This window comes from Franconibacter sp. IITDAS19, from assembly GCF_023079515.1.
GTDB classification, from domain to species: domain Bacteria; phylum Pseudomonadota; class Gammaproteobacteria; order Enterobacterales; family Enterobacteriaceae; genus Franconibacter; species Franconibacter pulveris.
The window spans coordinates 227646-241141 of the sequence record NZ_JALJCP010000002.1 but is presented as its reverse complement, the minus strand read 5'-3'; the positions used below and the strand labels follow the sequence as shown (position 1 = coordinate 241141).

The window sequence follows — 13496 nt, the reverse complement described above, 5'->3', positions numbered from 1 at the left end:
ACACCAGAAATGAAACGCACACCGTTACGTAAAACGCTGCTGGCGCTGGCTATCGGCGCGGCAACCCAGGCGGCTTACGCCGCTGCCGTTACAAATGAAGCAAATAACCAGGAAGATACGGTCGTGGTGCAGGCCGCCCCAAAAAACGATTTTAAACCGGGCGGCGATACCCCGGTGCCGGCTTATCTGGATGGGCAAGTCGCCCATGGCGGGCGTGTCGGGATGCTCGGCGAGCAGAACGCAATGGATGTGCCTTTCAACGTCATCAGCTATACCTTGAAACTGATTGAAGATCAGCAGGCGAAAACGATAGCCGACGTGGTGCGCAACGACGCCAGCGTGCAGAACGTGCAGGGCTTTGGCAACTTCCAGGAAACCTACCGCATTCGCGGTTTCCAGCTCAACGGCGATGACATCACAATTGGCGGCCTGGCGGGTGTGATTCCGCGCCAGGTGGTGGGGCTGTCGATGATCGACCGGGTGGAGGTCTTTAAAGGGGCGAACGCGCTGGTCAACGGCGCCGCGACATCCGGCGTGGGCGGCATGATCAACCTTGAGCCGAAGCATGCCGATGAGTTACCCCTGACCCGCGTTGGCGTGGATTACACCTCGTCATCGCAGGTGGGCGGCTCGCTCGACGTGGGGCGCCGCTTTGGCGATAACAACCAGTTCGGCGCGCGGGTTAATCTGGTTCACCGCGAAGGCGACACGGCCGTTCATGGCGAACATCGTCGCACCACCCAGGCGTCGCTGGGCCTGGATTACCGCGGCGACCGGTTGCGCACCTCGTTTGACGCAGGCTATCAGAAGCAGACGTTTCATGGCGGCCGGCTGGGCGTCAATGTGAGCGGCGTGAATTTTATCCCTGAGGTACCGGACGCCACCCATAATTACAGCCAGCAGTGGGCCTACAGCGATATCGAAAGCGAATTCGGCCTGGCGCGCGCGGAATATGATCTCGTCGACGGCTTGACGGCTTACGCAGGCGTTGGCGGTCAACACTCCCATGAAATCGGCCTCTACGGCGTGCCGAAAATCACTAACGCTGATGGCGACGCCACCTTCAGTCGTCTGGATACTAACCGGATCATTGATAACTTCAGCGGTATGGTGGGCGTGCGCGGCAACTTTGATACGGGGTTTGTCAGCCATAAGACGAATGTCGGTTACTCGGCGATGACGCACCGGGATAAAATCGCCTGGCGCTCTTCGAAAGTGAACCCGGCCACCAACATTTATGATACCAACCCGGTAAACGTGCCTGTTAACGCCTCTTTCGCCGGTGACTATGACGACCCGCTGACAACGGGCCGCACCCGCAGCCAGGGCTGGTTGTTGAGCGATACGCTCGGCGTGCTGGACGATACCGTTCAGCTCACCTTAGGCGCGCGTTATCAAAAAGTGGTGGTGCGCAGTTACGACAACAACACGGGCGCTGAAAAACAAGATTCGCGCTTTAACGAAGATCGCTGGATGCCGACCTACGGCATCGTGTATAAGCCCTGGCAGGAGGTTTCGCTCTACGCTAACCACACCGAGGCGCTGCAGCCTGGCAGCAGCGCTCCGCAGGGCGCCGCGAACTATGGGCAGAGCACGGGCATCATCCATTCGAAACAAAACGAAGTCGGCGTGAAGGTCGATTTCGGCCGCGTTGGCGGGTCGCTGGCGTTGTTTGAAATCAAGCAGCCTTCCGCTTTTCAGGACAGCGTCACCAAAATCTATGCGCTGGATGGCGAACAGCGTAACCGGGGCGTTGAGTTCAACCTGTTCGGCGAGCCAGTGGCGGGCCTGCGCCTTAACGGCAGCGCCACCTGGCTTGATCCAACGCTGACCAAAACCAAAGACGGCCTGAACGACGGCAACGACGCAGTGGGCGTGCCGAACTTCATCGCAGCGCTGGGTGCGGAATATGACATCCAGCCAGTAGAAGGGTTAACGGCCACCGCCAACCTCAACCATAGCGGTTCGCAATATGTGAATGCCGCCAATACCAAAAAACTCGACAGCTTCACCACGCTCGACCTCGGCATGCGCTACACCATGCGCCTGAACCAGGATCAGAACAACATGGTCTGGCGCGTGGGGCTGGATAACGTGACTAACGAGAAGTACTGGTCGAATGTCGAGACCAACGGTTTTTACATCTATCAGGGCGAGCCGCGAACGCTGAAGGTGTCGATGAGCTACGACTTCTGATAAAAAAGCTCCCGTCTGCGGACGGGAGCAAAACGGCCTTACTGGTGGAGTCAAACGTCATGACGGCGGGCCGCGCTTGCGTGTTACCTGAAAAGCGTAGCCGGCTGGTGATAGTAGGTTGTGATGCCAAGATAGCGGGTGAAGGCTTCATGCAGCACTTGCGCCGTGGAGGAGTGGTTCATGGCCACGTGATGTTCAAAACCGTTATTACAGATCCACGCCAGTAAATTCTCCAGCTGCGGCACCTGAACCACCGCGCGGCAGCCCACTGTATCAAGCTCGTCGTCCACCGATTTCCCTTCGCCCACGTAGGCGCGTATCTCACCCGTTAAGTCGTCCGTGCTCAGGCGGAAGTAGGTCATAGGTCCGCTCTTTAGGCGACCATGCACCGCGCCGCAGGTGTTTTCTTTACCCACCGTGGTGCCAATGATATCCGCTGTGCCCATCGCCGGGCTTTCCAGGCTGGCGCTCGGGAAGTTTCCGCAGTGGAACAGCACGCATTTGTCGCGCTCCTCGCCGAAGTTATTGTTCCAGTCGGCAATAGAGGCGGGGTTGAGCGAGCAGCTCGCCAGCGCGTACATGGAGAGCGCGCCCATAACATCCACTTCGCAGGCGCTCGGCATCAGCTGGCCCGACATCACGCTCATAATCGAACAGACGTTAATGCCGAGGTTCTCCTGCAGTGAGGTCCAGCACTGGATTGCGGTGGTGTCGATATCATTGGCGATAACCCATTCGCTTATCACCACGAAAAGCTTCGCCATTGTGACCACTTTTTCCGCCGGGATGGCGCTGGCGTCGGCGTTATCCAGCAGCACGCGGCGCTTTTCTTCCACGCGGATATCGTCATCGCGCAATAGCTTCACGCGGGTGAACACTTCTGACAGATCCAGGGTTTCCACCGCCACGCCCATTCTCTCCAGCAGTTTTTCGCTGTAGCGCACGGTATTAAAACCGGCAGGGCGCGCGCCGATAGCGCCGACGCGAACGCCGCGCATGGCTGTCACCACCCGGCAGAGCTGCTCAAAACGCCGTAAATCGTTTTCAAACACGTCGCTGGTCAGAGCGCAGACGTGCTGGGTGGTGAGGGTAAAAGGAATGCCGTACTGACGAAGGTTATTGCACAGCGATATTTTGCCGCAGAAGCTATCGCGGCGGGTGGCAAGGCCCATTTTATCGAGGTTGTCTTCTTGCGCTTGCACCAGCACCGGGACATTTAACCCGGAAAGGCGAATGGCTTCCGCCACCGCTTTTTCATCGCCAAAGTTAGGCAGCAGCACCACAATGCCGTGAATACTGTCGCGATGCTGGCGAAAAAGCGCGGCGCACGTTTTCGCTTCCTGCCGGGTTTCCACGCCGCCAAGCTCGGTCTGGTTTTCATCCACCATCACCGTATTGATGCCCAGACGGTCGAAAAGCGTGATGGCCTGCTGGCGGGCTTCGGCCACCAGATAGCTCGGGAAAAAGCCCCGGTTGCCGATAATAATGCCCATGGTCAGTTGTTGTGGGATACGGGTCATAACAATGCTCCAGTAAGAGGGTTAGCTTTCTACTGCCTGTTATTCTTGTTCTGCTTTGGCGCACAGCTGTTCGGCATGACGCGCAACGCTTGCGGCGTCGATTTCATGGCGCTTGCGCGTCGCCGCGCGGTCAGCGGCGATAGCATATTCGCCGTCGGGGATGCCGAGCCGGCGCAGCGGAATCGCGCAGCCGGCTTCAGCTAACACTTCCGCCACCAGGCTGCCTACACCGCCGTTGACGTTGTGCTCTTCCACGCTTATCACCGCTTTGCTGCGCTTAAGCGCAGCCAGTAGCGTTTGCGTATCGCAGGGGCGTATTGACGGTACACTGATTACCGCAGCGCTAATACCTCTGTCCGCCAGGTGTGCGGCGGCATCGACAATTTCATGCACCGTAGAGCCCATCGCCACCAGCGCAATATCTTCGCCCTCACGCAGCACATCGATATTGCCCGGGACGAAGCGATAACTTTCGTCATGCAAAAACGGCAGCGCTTTACCATCAAGCCGGATGTAGACCGGTCCCTGGTGTTCCAGGGCGTAATCAATTATCTGGCGGCATTCCACCGGGCAGGAGGGGGCGTAAATTTCAATATTGCCGAAGCCGCGCATGATGGCGATGTCATCAATACTGTGATGGGTGCTGGCGAGCGGGCCGTAGCTGGCGCCCGCGTTCAGGCCGAACAGCTTCACGTTGGTGTTGTTGTAACAAACGTCAACTTTGATCTGCTCATTGGCGCGCGAAATTAAAAAAGGCGCGGCGTTGCAAGTGACGGCGATTTTGCCGCCGATGGCGAGCCCGGCCGCGGCGCCCACCAGCGTTTGCTCAGCGATGCCGACGTTGACCAGCCTGTCGGGGAACCGCTGAATAAAGGGCGAGATTTTGGCGGTGGAGGTGGAGTCCGCCACCACCGGCACCAGATCGACGCCGCGTTCGACAGCGTCGATAAAGGCATTAACCATGACCGTTGCGAGATGTTCGCTGTTACTCATCTTTCAGTTCCTCCAGCGCCAGTTCCACTTCATCCTCTTTCGGCACGCGGTGATGCCACTCCGCGCGTCCCTGTATAAAGGAGACGCCCGCGCCCTTGGTGGTATGCGCAATAACCACGTTAGGCTTGCCGTTCGGCTTCAGGTTTTCCAGGGTATCGACAACGTCCTGCATGCTGTTGCCGTTGCATTCAGTCACCGCCAGGCCGAAGGCGCGCCATTTGGCGTCCAGCGGGTCGGTGTTCATAATCTCTTTCGTCGGGCCGGCCAGCTGCAGGCTGTTTTTGTCGTTGATGATAATCAGGTTGTCGAGCTGATAATGGGCCGCGACCAGCGCCGCTTCCCAGTTGCTGCCTTCCGCCAGTTCGCCATCGCCAGTCACCACAAAGACGCGACGCGTGCTGTTGCTGCGTTTGGCGGCAAGCGCGATGCCGACCGCGACCGGCAGGCCATGGCCGAGTGCGCCGGTGTTAAGCTCAATGCCCGGGGTTTTGTGACGCACCGGGTGGCCCGGGAGGTGAGAATCCGCGTGCTGATACGTTGAAAGCCACTCGACAGGAATAAACCCGGCCTCTGCCAGCACGCAGTAGTAGCCGCCAACCGCGTGGCCTTTGGACTGGATATAAATATCCCGCTCGTCGCTCGCCATGTTCTGCGGCGCGCAGTTCAGGATGCGAAAGTAAAGGGCGGTGAGCAGCTCGACCTGCGAGAGGTCCGCGCCGGTATGTCCGCCAGCCGGGCTTTGCGCGTTCAGCACGATGATACGGCGACGAACCGCGCGGGCTTTCTTTTCAAGCTCAGCGACCGTGAGCATAAAAGGATTCATAACGGTACCTCGGGTGAATTCCTCGTGAATTTAAAATCCACCTTGAATATATATTCAGGTGGGGTGTAAAAGCGCGACGTCGTTCAGAGCTACCTTTAGACGCTTTTACTGGGTTCTCTAAAAAGGCAGGAGCTCTGCTTGCCTGTCACTGAATATATATTCATACATGATTTTATATTCATGAGATAAAAATATGCCCCTCCGCCGTGTTTGTCCACCATCGTTAAGGCAATTTTGGGAAAAAGCGACCAGGCTCACATTCGGCTGGCGCAGCGGTAAAAGCGTGCCTTGTTATCTATTCAGTCATGAATAAAAATAACCAAAGACAAATCAAGGGGCACATTATGTCAAAGCAGGATGAGCAGCGTTTACTGGTCAAGATAGCCACGCTTTATTATATGGAGGGCAAGAAGCAGTCCGATATCGCGTCGCTGCTTCATCTCTCGCAATCTTTCGTCTCGCGCGCGCTCACTCGCTGTCAGAAAGAGGGGCTGGTCAAGATAACGGTCGTGCAGCCAGGCAATATTTTCGTTTCGCTGGAAAAGGCGCTTGAGCAGCAGTATGGCATTCGTCAGGCGATTGTGGTTGACGTGGGCGATAGCCCCAACAGCGCGCAAATCAAGCATGCTATCGGCAGTGCGGCCGCGCATTATGTGGAAACGCGCCTGCGGCCTGAAGATATTGTCGGCATCTCCTCCTGGAGCAGCACCATCCGCTGCATGGTGGATGAGATGCATCCGCAGAACATCCGCGCCCGCGGGGTCATTCAGCTGCTGGGCGGCGTAGGGCCGAACGGTAACGTTCAGGCAACTATTCTTACGCAACAGCTGGCGGCGCATCTTGATTGCCCGGCCTGGCTGCTGCCTTCCCAGAGTATCGAGCGCTCCGTGGAAGAGAAAAAACGCCTCCTTGATAGCCCGGAAGTGGCTGACGCGGTGTCGCGTTTCGCGCAGGTGGACGTGGCGATTGTAGGGATAGGGGACCTGGAGCCTTCACAACTGCTGAAAAATTCCGGTAACTATTATGACGAAGAGATGCTGAAACTGCTGGCGAAGCGCGGTGCGGTAGGGGATATCTGCCTGCATTATTACGATGCGCAGGGCAAACCGGTGCTGAGCCGGGAAGAAGATCCGGTTATCGGCATGGAGTTGCAGCAGATCCGCGATTGTAAACATGTTATCGCGCTGGCTGGCGGCGAAGAGAAGCGCAACGCCATACACGGCGCGCTGGAGGGCAACTATATCGACGTGCTGATAACGGATTACCCGACGGCAAGAAGCCTGGTAAAAAGCGAAGCGTAAAACAGGGCGGATCGCGGTCCGCCTTGTTTTATATTTACTTTAGTTACAACATACTTGTTGTTTTTAATTTAACGCATAGTTAAACCTCAGCGCTAAACATCGCCAGACAGAGAAAAAAAGCGCGGTGAAGCTACTAGTGGCGCTTCGCCTGGCATGTCGTCTGGCTTGTTAAGCGCGGCAGCAATCCGTTACGCATAGGGCGTCAAGAAAAGCGCGGTGAAAGCCGCCGTCTAACGAGCATGACCTTTTGTCTTTACCCTGGAAAGCCGTTCGCCATTCAGGCCAGGGCGGCGTCAGGTTTGACCGTTACGCACCTTCGCGACGGCCGCTTGCCATTCTTGCCAGCGTTTCTGCAATCTACCGTGGCGCTCCATATTCGGTATAAAAGCCGTATGGTGAGCGCTAAAGCGCGACAGGTCGTCATCGCCAGCAGAGTTAAGCGCTTTGCGGGCAAAAATCGCCGCGCCCATGGCGGAAAGCTCCGCTATATCGCTGCGCATAACGGTACAGCCGAGCAAATCCGCCTGATACTGCATGAGCCAGTCGTTGCGCGTAGGGCCGCCGTCCACCATCAGGGCGGAAAGTTCAAAATCAGCGTGCTGGCGCATAGCGAGCACCACATCGGCAATCTGATAAGCAATCGCTTCCAGCGCGGCGCGCACCAGGTGCGCCCGCTTGACCCCACGGCTCAGGCCGCTGATGCTGCCTCTGGCCCGGTCATCCCACCAGGGGGCGCCAAGCCCGGTTAGCGCAGGCACAAAATAAACGCCAAGCGTAGAATCAACGCTTGCGGGCAGGGTCGAAAGCGCCGCTGCAAGCGCCTCTGGCGCAAGTTCGCCAAGCCCGGTGCATTCCGTAAGCCACGCCACGGCATCGCCCGTATGCGGAATATTTCCCTCAAGGCCGTAAACCAGCTTCTCGCCGTCATGCCACGCGATGGTGGTGGCAAGCGTGGTGATCTCCGCCTGCGCCGTAGAAACCGGCGCCATTACCGAAGAGCCGGTGCCATACGTCGCCTTCACGCAGCCGGGTTTGCCGAGCGCGTGTCCAAACAACGCGGCGTGAGAATCGCCTGCCATCGCCAGAATCGGAATGCCGTCAGGGACTTGCGCAAGCCCTCGCGTATAGCCGAACAGATGGCTGGTCGGGCGCACCTGGGGAAGCGCGGCGAGGGGAATGCCGAAGAGACTGAGCAGCGCGTCATCCCAGCGCCCTTCATGAATATTAAAAAGCTGGGTGCGCGAAGCGTTTGAGTAATCACAGCAAAACGCTTCGCCCGCCGTCAGGTTCCACAGCAGCCAGCTGTCGATTGTCCCAAGACAGATTTCGCCGCGCTCCGCCAGCGCCCGTCCCTCCGGCACGCTGTCGAGCAGCCAGCGCATTTTGCTGCCGGAAAAGAGCGGGGCGACAGGCAAGCCGGTCAGTTTCTGAATATGCTCACGCTCGCCACGCTGGCGAAGCGCTTCGCAAAAGGGGGCGGTGCGGGAGCATTGCCAACTGATTGCCGGGCCTAACGTTTTCCCGCTTTGTCGGTACCAGCCAATAGCGGTTTCACGCTGGTTGCTGATGGCGAGGCCCGCGACCCGGTGCGCGCCCACCGCGCTCACGGCCTGTCTGAGCGCCTGCAGCGAGGCGTGCAGCAGCATTTCCCCCGGCTGCTCTACCCAACCTTCGCGCGGCGTTTGCACCGTAAGCGGCTGTGAGAAGCGGGCGATGATGCCCCCCTGGCTATCAAGAGCGATAGCCTTGGCGTTCGTGGTGCCTTCGTCGAGGGCGATGATGACGTCTCTGTCTGCGGCCATGATTTCTCCGGCTGAAAAGTGATTCGTTATTCCCGGCAGTCGCGGTGAGGCCGCTTATTTATGGCCTTCTATCGCCGCTTTCTGGGCCATCACGGCGGCTTTTTGCTGCATCCGGTTCTGCAATTGGTCAATGATGACAGCGACAATAATGACGATGCCTTTGATAACCATCTGCCAGAACTCGCTTACGCCCATCATCACCAGCCCGTCGGCCAGAAAACCGATGACGAAAGCGCCGATAAGCGTGCCGAGGATCGTGCCGCGTCCGCCGGCAAGCGACGTGCCGCCCAGCACCACGGCGGCGATGGCGTTCATTTCAAACGCGGTGCCGTTCGCCGGGTGGCTCGCCACCAGTTGCGCCGAAACCACAATGCCCGCAATCGCCGCGCAGAATCCGGAAAGGGTATAGACCCACACCTTCACCTGCTTTACCTTCACGCCGGAGAGCTCCGCCGCGCGTTCGTTATCGCCGATGGCGTAAACGTGACGGCCGAACGGCAGCCGGCGGGCCACATAAGCGATAGCCAGCGCCAGCACGATCATCATCCAGATAGCCCAGGGAATGCCGAACAGGGTGCCGGAGCCAATTTCATCGAAACCGGTGTTGCCAAGCTGCGGATTGCCGGAAAGGCCCGGAAAGGTTTCCCCGCCGGAGGTGAGCATGGCCGCGCCGCGCAGCACATACATGGTGCCGAGGGTGCAGATAAACGGCGCGACGTTATAGCGCGTGATGATCCAGCCATTCACCGCGCCAATAAGGCCGCCAGTCAGCAGCACCAGCGGCACAATGACCCAGACGCTCGGGAAAATGGCGATGCCGAACATCGGCAAGACAATGCCTTTGGTAATCAGCCAGCCGGCTATCATGCCGCACAGGCCGAGCGTGGCGCCAATAGAGAGATCGATGCCCGCCGTGATTATCACAAAAGTGATGCCCAGCGCCAGAAAGGCGTTGATGGCGATGTGCTTAATCATGATGACCATGCTGCCCGCCGACAAAAAGCCCGGCACCATCACCGTGAAAAAGCCGACAATCAGAAACAGCGCGATAAAGGTGCGAAGCTTCAGCAGCAGCAACAGAACGCTTTCTTTCGACCCCAGCCAGGCGGAGGGACGCGGCATGAAAGCCATGGAATCGGTCGTTTTCATATCAGAACCCCTGTGCGCTTGCCGTTACCAGCGCCGACTCTTCGGCCTGTTCACGCGCAATATCAGCCGTCAGTTTGCCGCCGGACATCACGAGGATCCGGTCTGAAACCGCCATAATTTCTTTTAAATCCGAGGTGGAGAAGACCACCGCGATACCCTGTTCGGAGAGCGTAACCATCATGCGGAAGACGTCCGCTTTCGCGCCCACATCAATGCCGCGGGTCGGCTCGTCCAGAAACAGCACTTTAGGATTGGTCAGCAACGAGCGGCCAATCACCACTTTTTGCTGATTGCCGCCGCTCAGCGCCTGAATCTCGACGTCCGGCGACGAGACTTTTATCGACAGGTTGCCGATAGTCGTCGCCACCACCGCGTCCTCTTCTTTACGGGCTATGGCGAAACCGCGTTGCAGGCGTCGCCAGAGACTGGCGATAGTCAGATTGCTGGCGACGGACGAGACGGGGAAAATGCCGGTGCGTTTGCGATCTTCCGGAACCAGGCTCATCCCCATACGGATGCGCTCGGCAGGGATCAGACGTTGCGGCACCGGTTTGCTGTCGAGCCAGATTTTGCCGAGATAGTTACGTTCAGTGCCGAGCAGGCATTCAAACAGTTCGGTGCGTCCGGCGCCCATGAGCCCATAGATACCGACAATTTCTCCGGCGTGGATGTTAAAGCTGACATCATTCACCACATTCACGCCTGCGGCGTTAACGCAGGTGATGTGTTCCGCCTCCAGCACCGGCGCGCCGAAGGTGCGGCCAGGGGCAAGGAAAGTCGAGACCGGGTCGCTGCCGAGCATCTCCCGGACGATCCAGGGCACGTCGATATCGGCAACCTTCGCCTCGGCCTGAAATTTGCCGTCGCGCAGAATGGTTATCACATCGCCAATCGCCATCAGCTCTTCGAGCCGGTGCGAGATATAGATAATGGACACGCCCTGGCGCGTGAGTTCGCGGATCACGCGAAAGAGAATATCGACCTCCGTTTTGCTGAGCGCGGAGGTCGGCTCGTCAAGGATGAGAATGTCGGCGTTCTCCGCCAGCGCTTTGGCAATCTCCACCAGCTGTTGCTGGCCCACTTTAAGGTTGCCGACCGGCTCGCGAGGCGAGATGGGCTGATCGAGCCGTTTCAGAAGCGCTACGGTGCGTTTTTCCTGTTCCGCTTCGTTGATGGGCGCCACGCCATGCTGGAGCTCGCGGCCAAGAAAAATATTCTCAGCTACGCTCAGGTTCTCAAACAGATTCAGTTCCTGGTGCACCATGCCGATGCCGTGCCGGGCGGCGTCACGCGTACTGCTGAAATGCACCGGTTCGCCGTTGAGGTGAATTTCGCCAAGGCTCGGCTGCTGGACGCCCGCCAGGATTTTCATCAGCGTGGACTTGCCTGCGCCATTCTCGCCGATAATGACATTGACCTTGCCGCGCCAGACATTGTAGTCGACGTTGTCGAGCGCAACGGTGCCCGGGAACAGCATCGAGATCCCGCGGGCGCGCAAGATAATCTCATCCTGCTGTGGGTCGCTCATTACTGCGCCTCCTGTTTGAGATCGAGCGCCGCCGCGTCCACCATCTGGCCATCTTTCAGCGTGAGGGCGGCGAGCAACGTCACCGGTTTGCCCGCCCAGCTTGCGTCGACCGGCGGCAAGTGTTTCACCGCTTCGCGGTTACAGGCGCGGGAAAGCTGGGCGAACTGCACCTGATTGGTAAAATCTTCAAACTTAAAGCCGGCGGCATCGCGAATGGCGTTGCCGCGCATCACCGGCCCGGTCTGCACGGTGAGCGGCTGGCCGTTGACGTTAAGCACCAGTTTTTTCTCGCGGGCGCTGCTGTCATCCACTTGTTCCACCTTGCCGCTCAGGCGCACAAACACGCTTTCGCTTTTGCCTGGCGGCTGGCTTTTCAGCTGCGAGGCGAGGGTCGCTGCATCCAGCGCGTGGCTCTGCGCCGCTTTTTGAACTTTCTCGTTCCAGGTTTGTTGCGCGATCTGCTGTGGCGTCTGATTCTCATAGCTCACTTTGGCGTTTGGATCGGCGGGAATGATCGGTTTGTCATTCTCATCCAAATCCACCACCCGGCAGGCCGTAAGCAACAGGGTGGCGCAACACGCTATGGCGACACCCCATTGTTTTAAGCGCATAACGCCTCCGCTTATTTGCTCAGGTTGAAGACTTTCAGCTTGCTTGCATTGGAATCGTCAATCAGTACGCAGTCCATAAGCTGTTTTTCTTCTTTTTGCGCTTTGCCGTTTTTCAGGTAGTAATCCGCCTGCTCAACCGCCATCTGCGCCTGCTGCCAGCCAGGCTGAAGCACGGTGGCCTTGATGTTGCCTTTATTGATGATGGAGTCGCGCACATAATCGCTGCCGTCGAACCCCACCACGATGACGTTGGTTTTACCCGCCGCCTTGAGCGCCGCTTCGGCGCCAAGCGCCATGGTGTCGTTTCCGGAAATCACGCCCGCGATATCGGGATTAGTCTGCAAAATCGCCTCCATCCGGTTGAACGCTTCGGTCTGGCTCCAGTTGGCGGTTTGTTGCGCCACCATCTGCATATCCGAATAGTCGTCCAGCACGTCGTGGTAGCCCTGCGAGCGCACGTGGGCGTTGGTGTCAGACTGGCGACCAAGCAGTTCCACATATTTGCCTTTGCCGTTAAGCAATTTTGCGAACTTCTCCGCGCCAAGTTGCGCGCCCTGATAGTTGTTGGAGACGATTTGCGCCACGGCCACGCCAGTTTTGTTAATTTCGCGGTCAATAAGGAAGGCCGGAACGCCAGCCGCTTTCGCTTTCTCCAGTGGGCCAACGGTCGCGTCAGCCCCGGCGTTGTCGAGGATTATCGCCTTCGCTTTGCGGGCAATAGCCGTCTCTATCAGCTGGTTTTGTTTGTTTACGTCATCATCATGAGAGGCCACCAGCGTGGTATAACCCAGCGCTTTAGCTTTCGCGGCGGCGCCATCCGCCTCCGCTTTAAAGAAAGGGTTATCGTGAGATGGGGTAATAATGGCTATCAGCCCGTTATCCGCCGCAGAAAGGGGCGCAGAGAGGGCGATAAATGAAGCAAGCAGGGCGGTTTTGCAGAGGGTCGGTCTCATTTTTAGTTCCTCATTGAATATATATTCAACATCGATTTATTATTCAATATAACCATAAGTCGCCCTTTTTTGCCTGTCTACGCCCTGGTCGGGGAAATTCTGAAAAAGAGAAAATGATCACGATCTGCGCGATAACGCCCTTTTGTGCAGCAAAATGCGCATCAACGCAGAACGTAGCTCGCCCTTGCTCGCCTGGATGGAATAGTCAAAACCCCCAAATCCTGGCAGTAGAAGGGATAAAAAGGCGACATAAGGGAAACGGGATGGCATTGTGCTTATTTATTCGCTCTGTAACGAAAAAGCGTTACATTTAGATGCTTAACATTAAGCAGTGAGAAAAAATGAACAGCGCGGTATGATCAAATTAACGCTGCGTGACAGATAAAATAGTGATGCTTAAAATGATTGCAGCCTGAGTTAAATTATTATGCGGAAGAATCCCACTCAGGGTTCAATAACCGGACGCTCTGACGTTCCGGCGCAGCGGATGTTTCGTTCGGCTCGCTGACTCATCTGGCACAGCCTGTTCCCGAACATCGCCGCACACCGTAGGCTAAAATATTAAAACAAGAACAAAATGCTTCCTTTTTTAGATTTATTTTCATTAACTTACCTTAATT

At 57.4% G+C, this 13496-nt stretch carries 10 protein-coding genes; 2 read left to right on the top strand and 8 right to left on the bottom strand.

The genetic code is table 11. The annotated features are described in order from the left end of the window. The first annotated feature begins 9 nt into the window (after positions 1–9). Complete coding sequence (locus MT962_RS07015; RefSeq protein ID WP_247365262.1) at positions 10–2196, top strand: TonB-dependent siderophore receptor; 2187 nt, start codon at positions 10–12, stop codon at positions 2194–2196. A gap of 83 nt (positions 2197–2279) precedes the next feature. Here MT962_RS07015 and MT962_RS07010 read toward each other — a convergent pair whose 3' ends face one another. From MT962_RS07010 to MT962_RS07000, 3 genes are read right to left on the bottom strand one after another with little or no spacing between them, the layout of a single operon-like run. Continuing rightward, positions 2280–3716: an L-fucose/L-arabinose isomerase family protein gene (locus tag MT962_RS07010; RefSeq protein ID WP_024561336.1), complete on the bottom strand. Its 1437-nt coding sequence runs from the start codon at positions 3714–3716 to the stop codon at positions 2280–2282. Positions 3717–3755: 39 nt separating this feature from the next. Further along, positions 3756–4709 carry a transketolase C-terminal domain-containing protein gene (locus tag MT962_RS07005; RefSeq protein ID WP_024555640.1) on the bottom strand — a complete coding sequence of 318 codons (954 nt, stop codon included), beginning with the start codon at positions 4707–4709 and terminating at the stop codon, positions 3756–3758. After that, positions 4702–5532 carry a transketolase gene (locus tag MT962_RS07000; protein WP_024561334.1) on the bottom strand — a complete coding sequence of 277 codons (831 nt, stop codon included), beginning with the start codon at positions 5530–5532 and terminating at the stop codon, positions 4702–4704. The genes MT962_RS07005 and MT962_RS07000 overlap by 8 nt, the downstream gene beginning before the upstream one ends. 344 nt (positions 5533–5876) lie before the next feature. Here MT962_RS07000 and MT962_RS06995 point away from each other — a divergent pair, with 344 nt between their 5' ends. Continuing rightward, positions 5877–6833 carry a sugar-binding transcriptional regulator gene (locus MT962_RS06995; protein WP_247365260.1) on the top strand — a complete coding sequence of 319 codons (957 nt, stop codon included), beginning with the start codon at positions 5877–5879 and terminating at the stop codon, positions 6831–6833. Positions 6834–7126: 293 nt separating this feature from the next. Here MT962_RS06995 and MT962_RS06990 read toward each other — a convergent pair whose 3' ends face one another. Genes MT962_RS06990 through MT962_RS06970 form a run of 5 tightly spaced genes read right to left on the bottom strand, consistent with a single transcriptional unit; the run spans position 7127 to position 12876 of the window. Continuing rightward, on the bottom strand, positions 7127–8638 hold the full coding sequence (locus tag MT962_RS06990) for an FGGY-family carbohydrate kinase (protein ID WP_247365485.1): 1512 nt from the start codon (positions 8636–8638) through the stop codon (positions 7127–7129). Positions 8639–8689: 51 nt separating this feature from the next. Continuing rightward, a complete protein-coding gene (locus tag MT962_RS06985; protein WP_024561331.1) occupies positions 8690–9784 on the bottom strand; it encodes an ABC transporter permease in 1095 nt (364 codons plus the stop codon). A gap of 1 nt (position 9785) precedes the next feature. Further along, on the bottom strand, positions 9786–11312 hold the full coding sequence (locus MT962_RS06980) for a sugar ABC transporter ATP-binding protein (protein ID WP_247365259.1): 1527 nt from the start codon (positions 11310–11312) through the stop codon (positions 9786–9788). Next, positions 11312–11923, bottom strand: coding sequence for a DUF2291 family protein (locus MT962_RS06975; protein ID WP_247365258.1), 612 nt, complete (start codon positions 11921–11923; stop codon positions 11312–11314). Before MT962_RS06975 ends, MT962_RS06980 begins: the two co-directional genes overlap by 1 nt. Before the next feature lie 11 nt (positions 11924–11934). After that, positions 11935–12876, bottom strand: coding sequence for a D-ribose ABC transporter substrate-binding protein (locus tag MT962_RS06970; RefSeq protein ID WP_024555633.1), 942 nt, complete (start codon positions 12874–12876; stop codon positions 11935–11937). Between the last annotated feature and the right edge of the window lie 620 nt (positions 12877–13496).

What these genes read in the sequence shown, in the direction of transcription:
- MT962_RS07015 (WP_247365262.1), top strand. Translation starts at nt 10, where the DNA reads ATGAAACGCACACCGTTACGTAAAACGCTGCTGGCGCTGGCTATCGGC.
- MT962_RS07010 (WP_024561336.1), bottom strand. Translation starts at nt 3,716, where the DNA reads ATGACCCGTATCCCACAACAACTGACCATGGGCATTATTATCGGCAAC.
- MT962_RS07005 (WP_024555640.1), bottom strand. Translation starts at nt 4,709, where the DNA reads ATGAGTAACAGCGAACATCTCGCAACGGTCATGGTTAATGCCTTTATC.
- MT962_RS07000 (WP_024561334.1), bottom strand. Translation starts at nt 5,532, where the DNA reads ATGAATCCTTTTATGCTCACGGTCGCTGAGCTTGAAAAGAAAGCCCGC.
- MT962_RS06995 (WP_247365260.1), top strand. Translation starts at nt 5,877, where the DNA reads ATGTCAAAGCAGGATGAGCAGCGTTTACTGGTCAAGATAGCCACGCTT.
- MT962_RS06985 (WP_024561331.1), bottom strand. Translation starts at nt 9,784, where the DNA reads ATGAAAACGACCGATTCCATGGCTTTCATGCCGCGTCCCTCCGCCTGG.
- MT962_RS06980 (WP_247365259.1), bottom strand. Translation starts at nt 11,312, where the DNA reads ATGAGCGACCCACAGCAGGATGAGATTATCTTGCGCGCCCGCGGGATC.
- MT962_RS06975 (WP_247365258.1), bottom strand. Translation starts at nt 11,923, where the DNA reads ATGCGCTTAAAACAATGGGGTGTCGCCATAGCGTGTTGCGCCACCCTG.
- MT962_RS06970 (WP_024555633.1), bottom strand. Translation starts at nt 12,876, where the DNA reads ATGAGACCGACCCTCTGCAAAACCGCCCTGCTTGCTTCATTTATCGCC.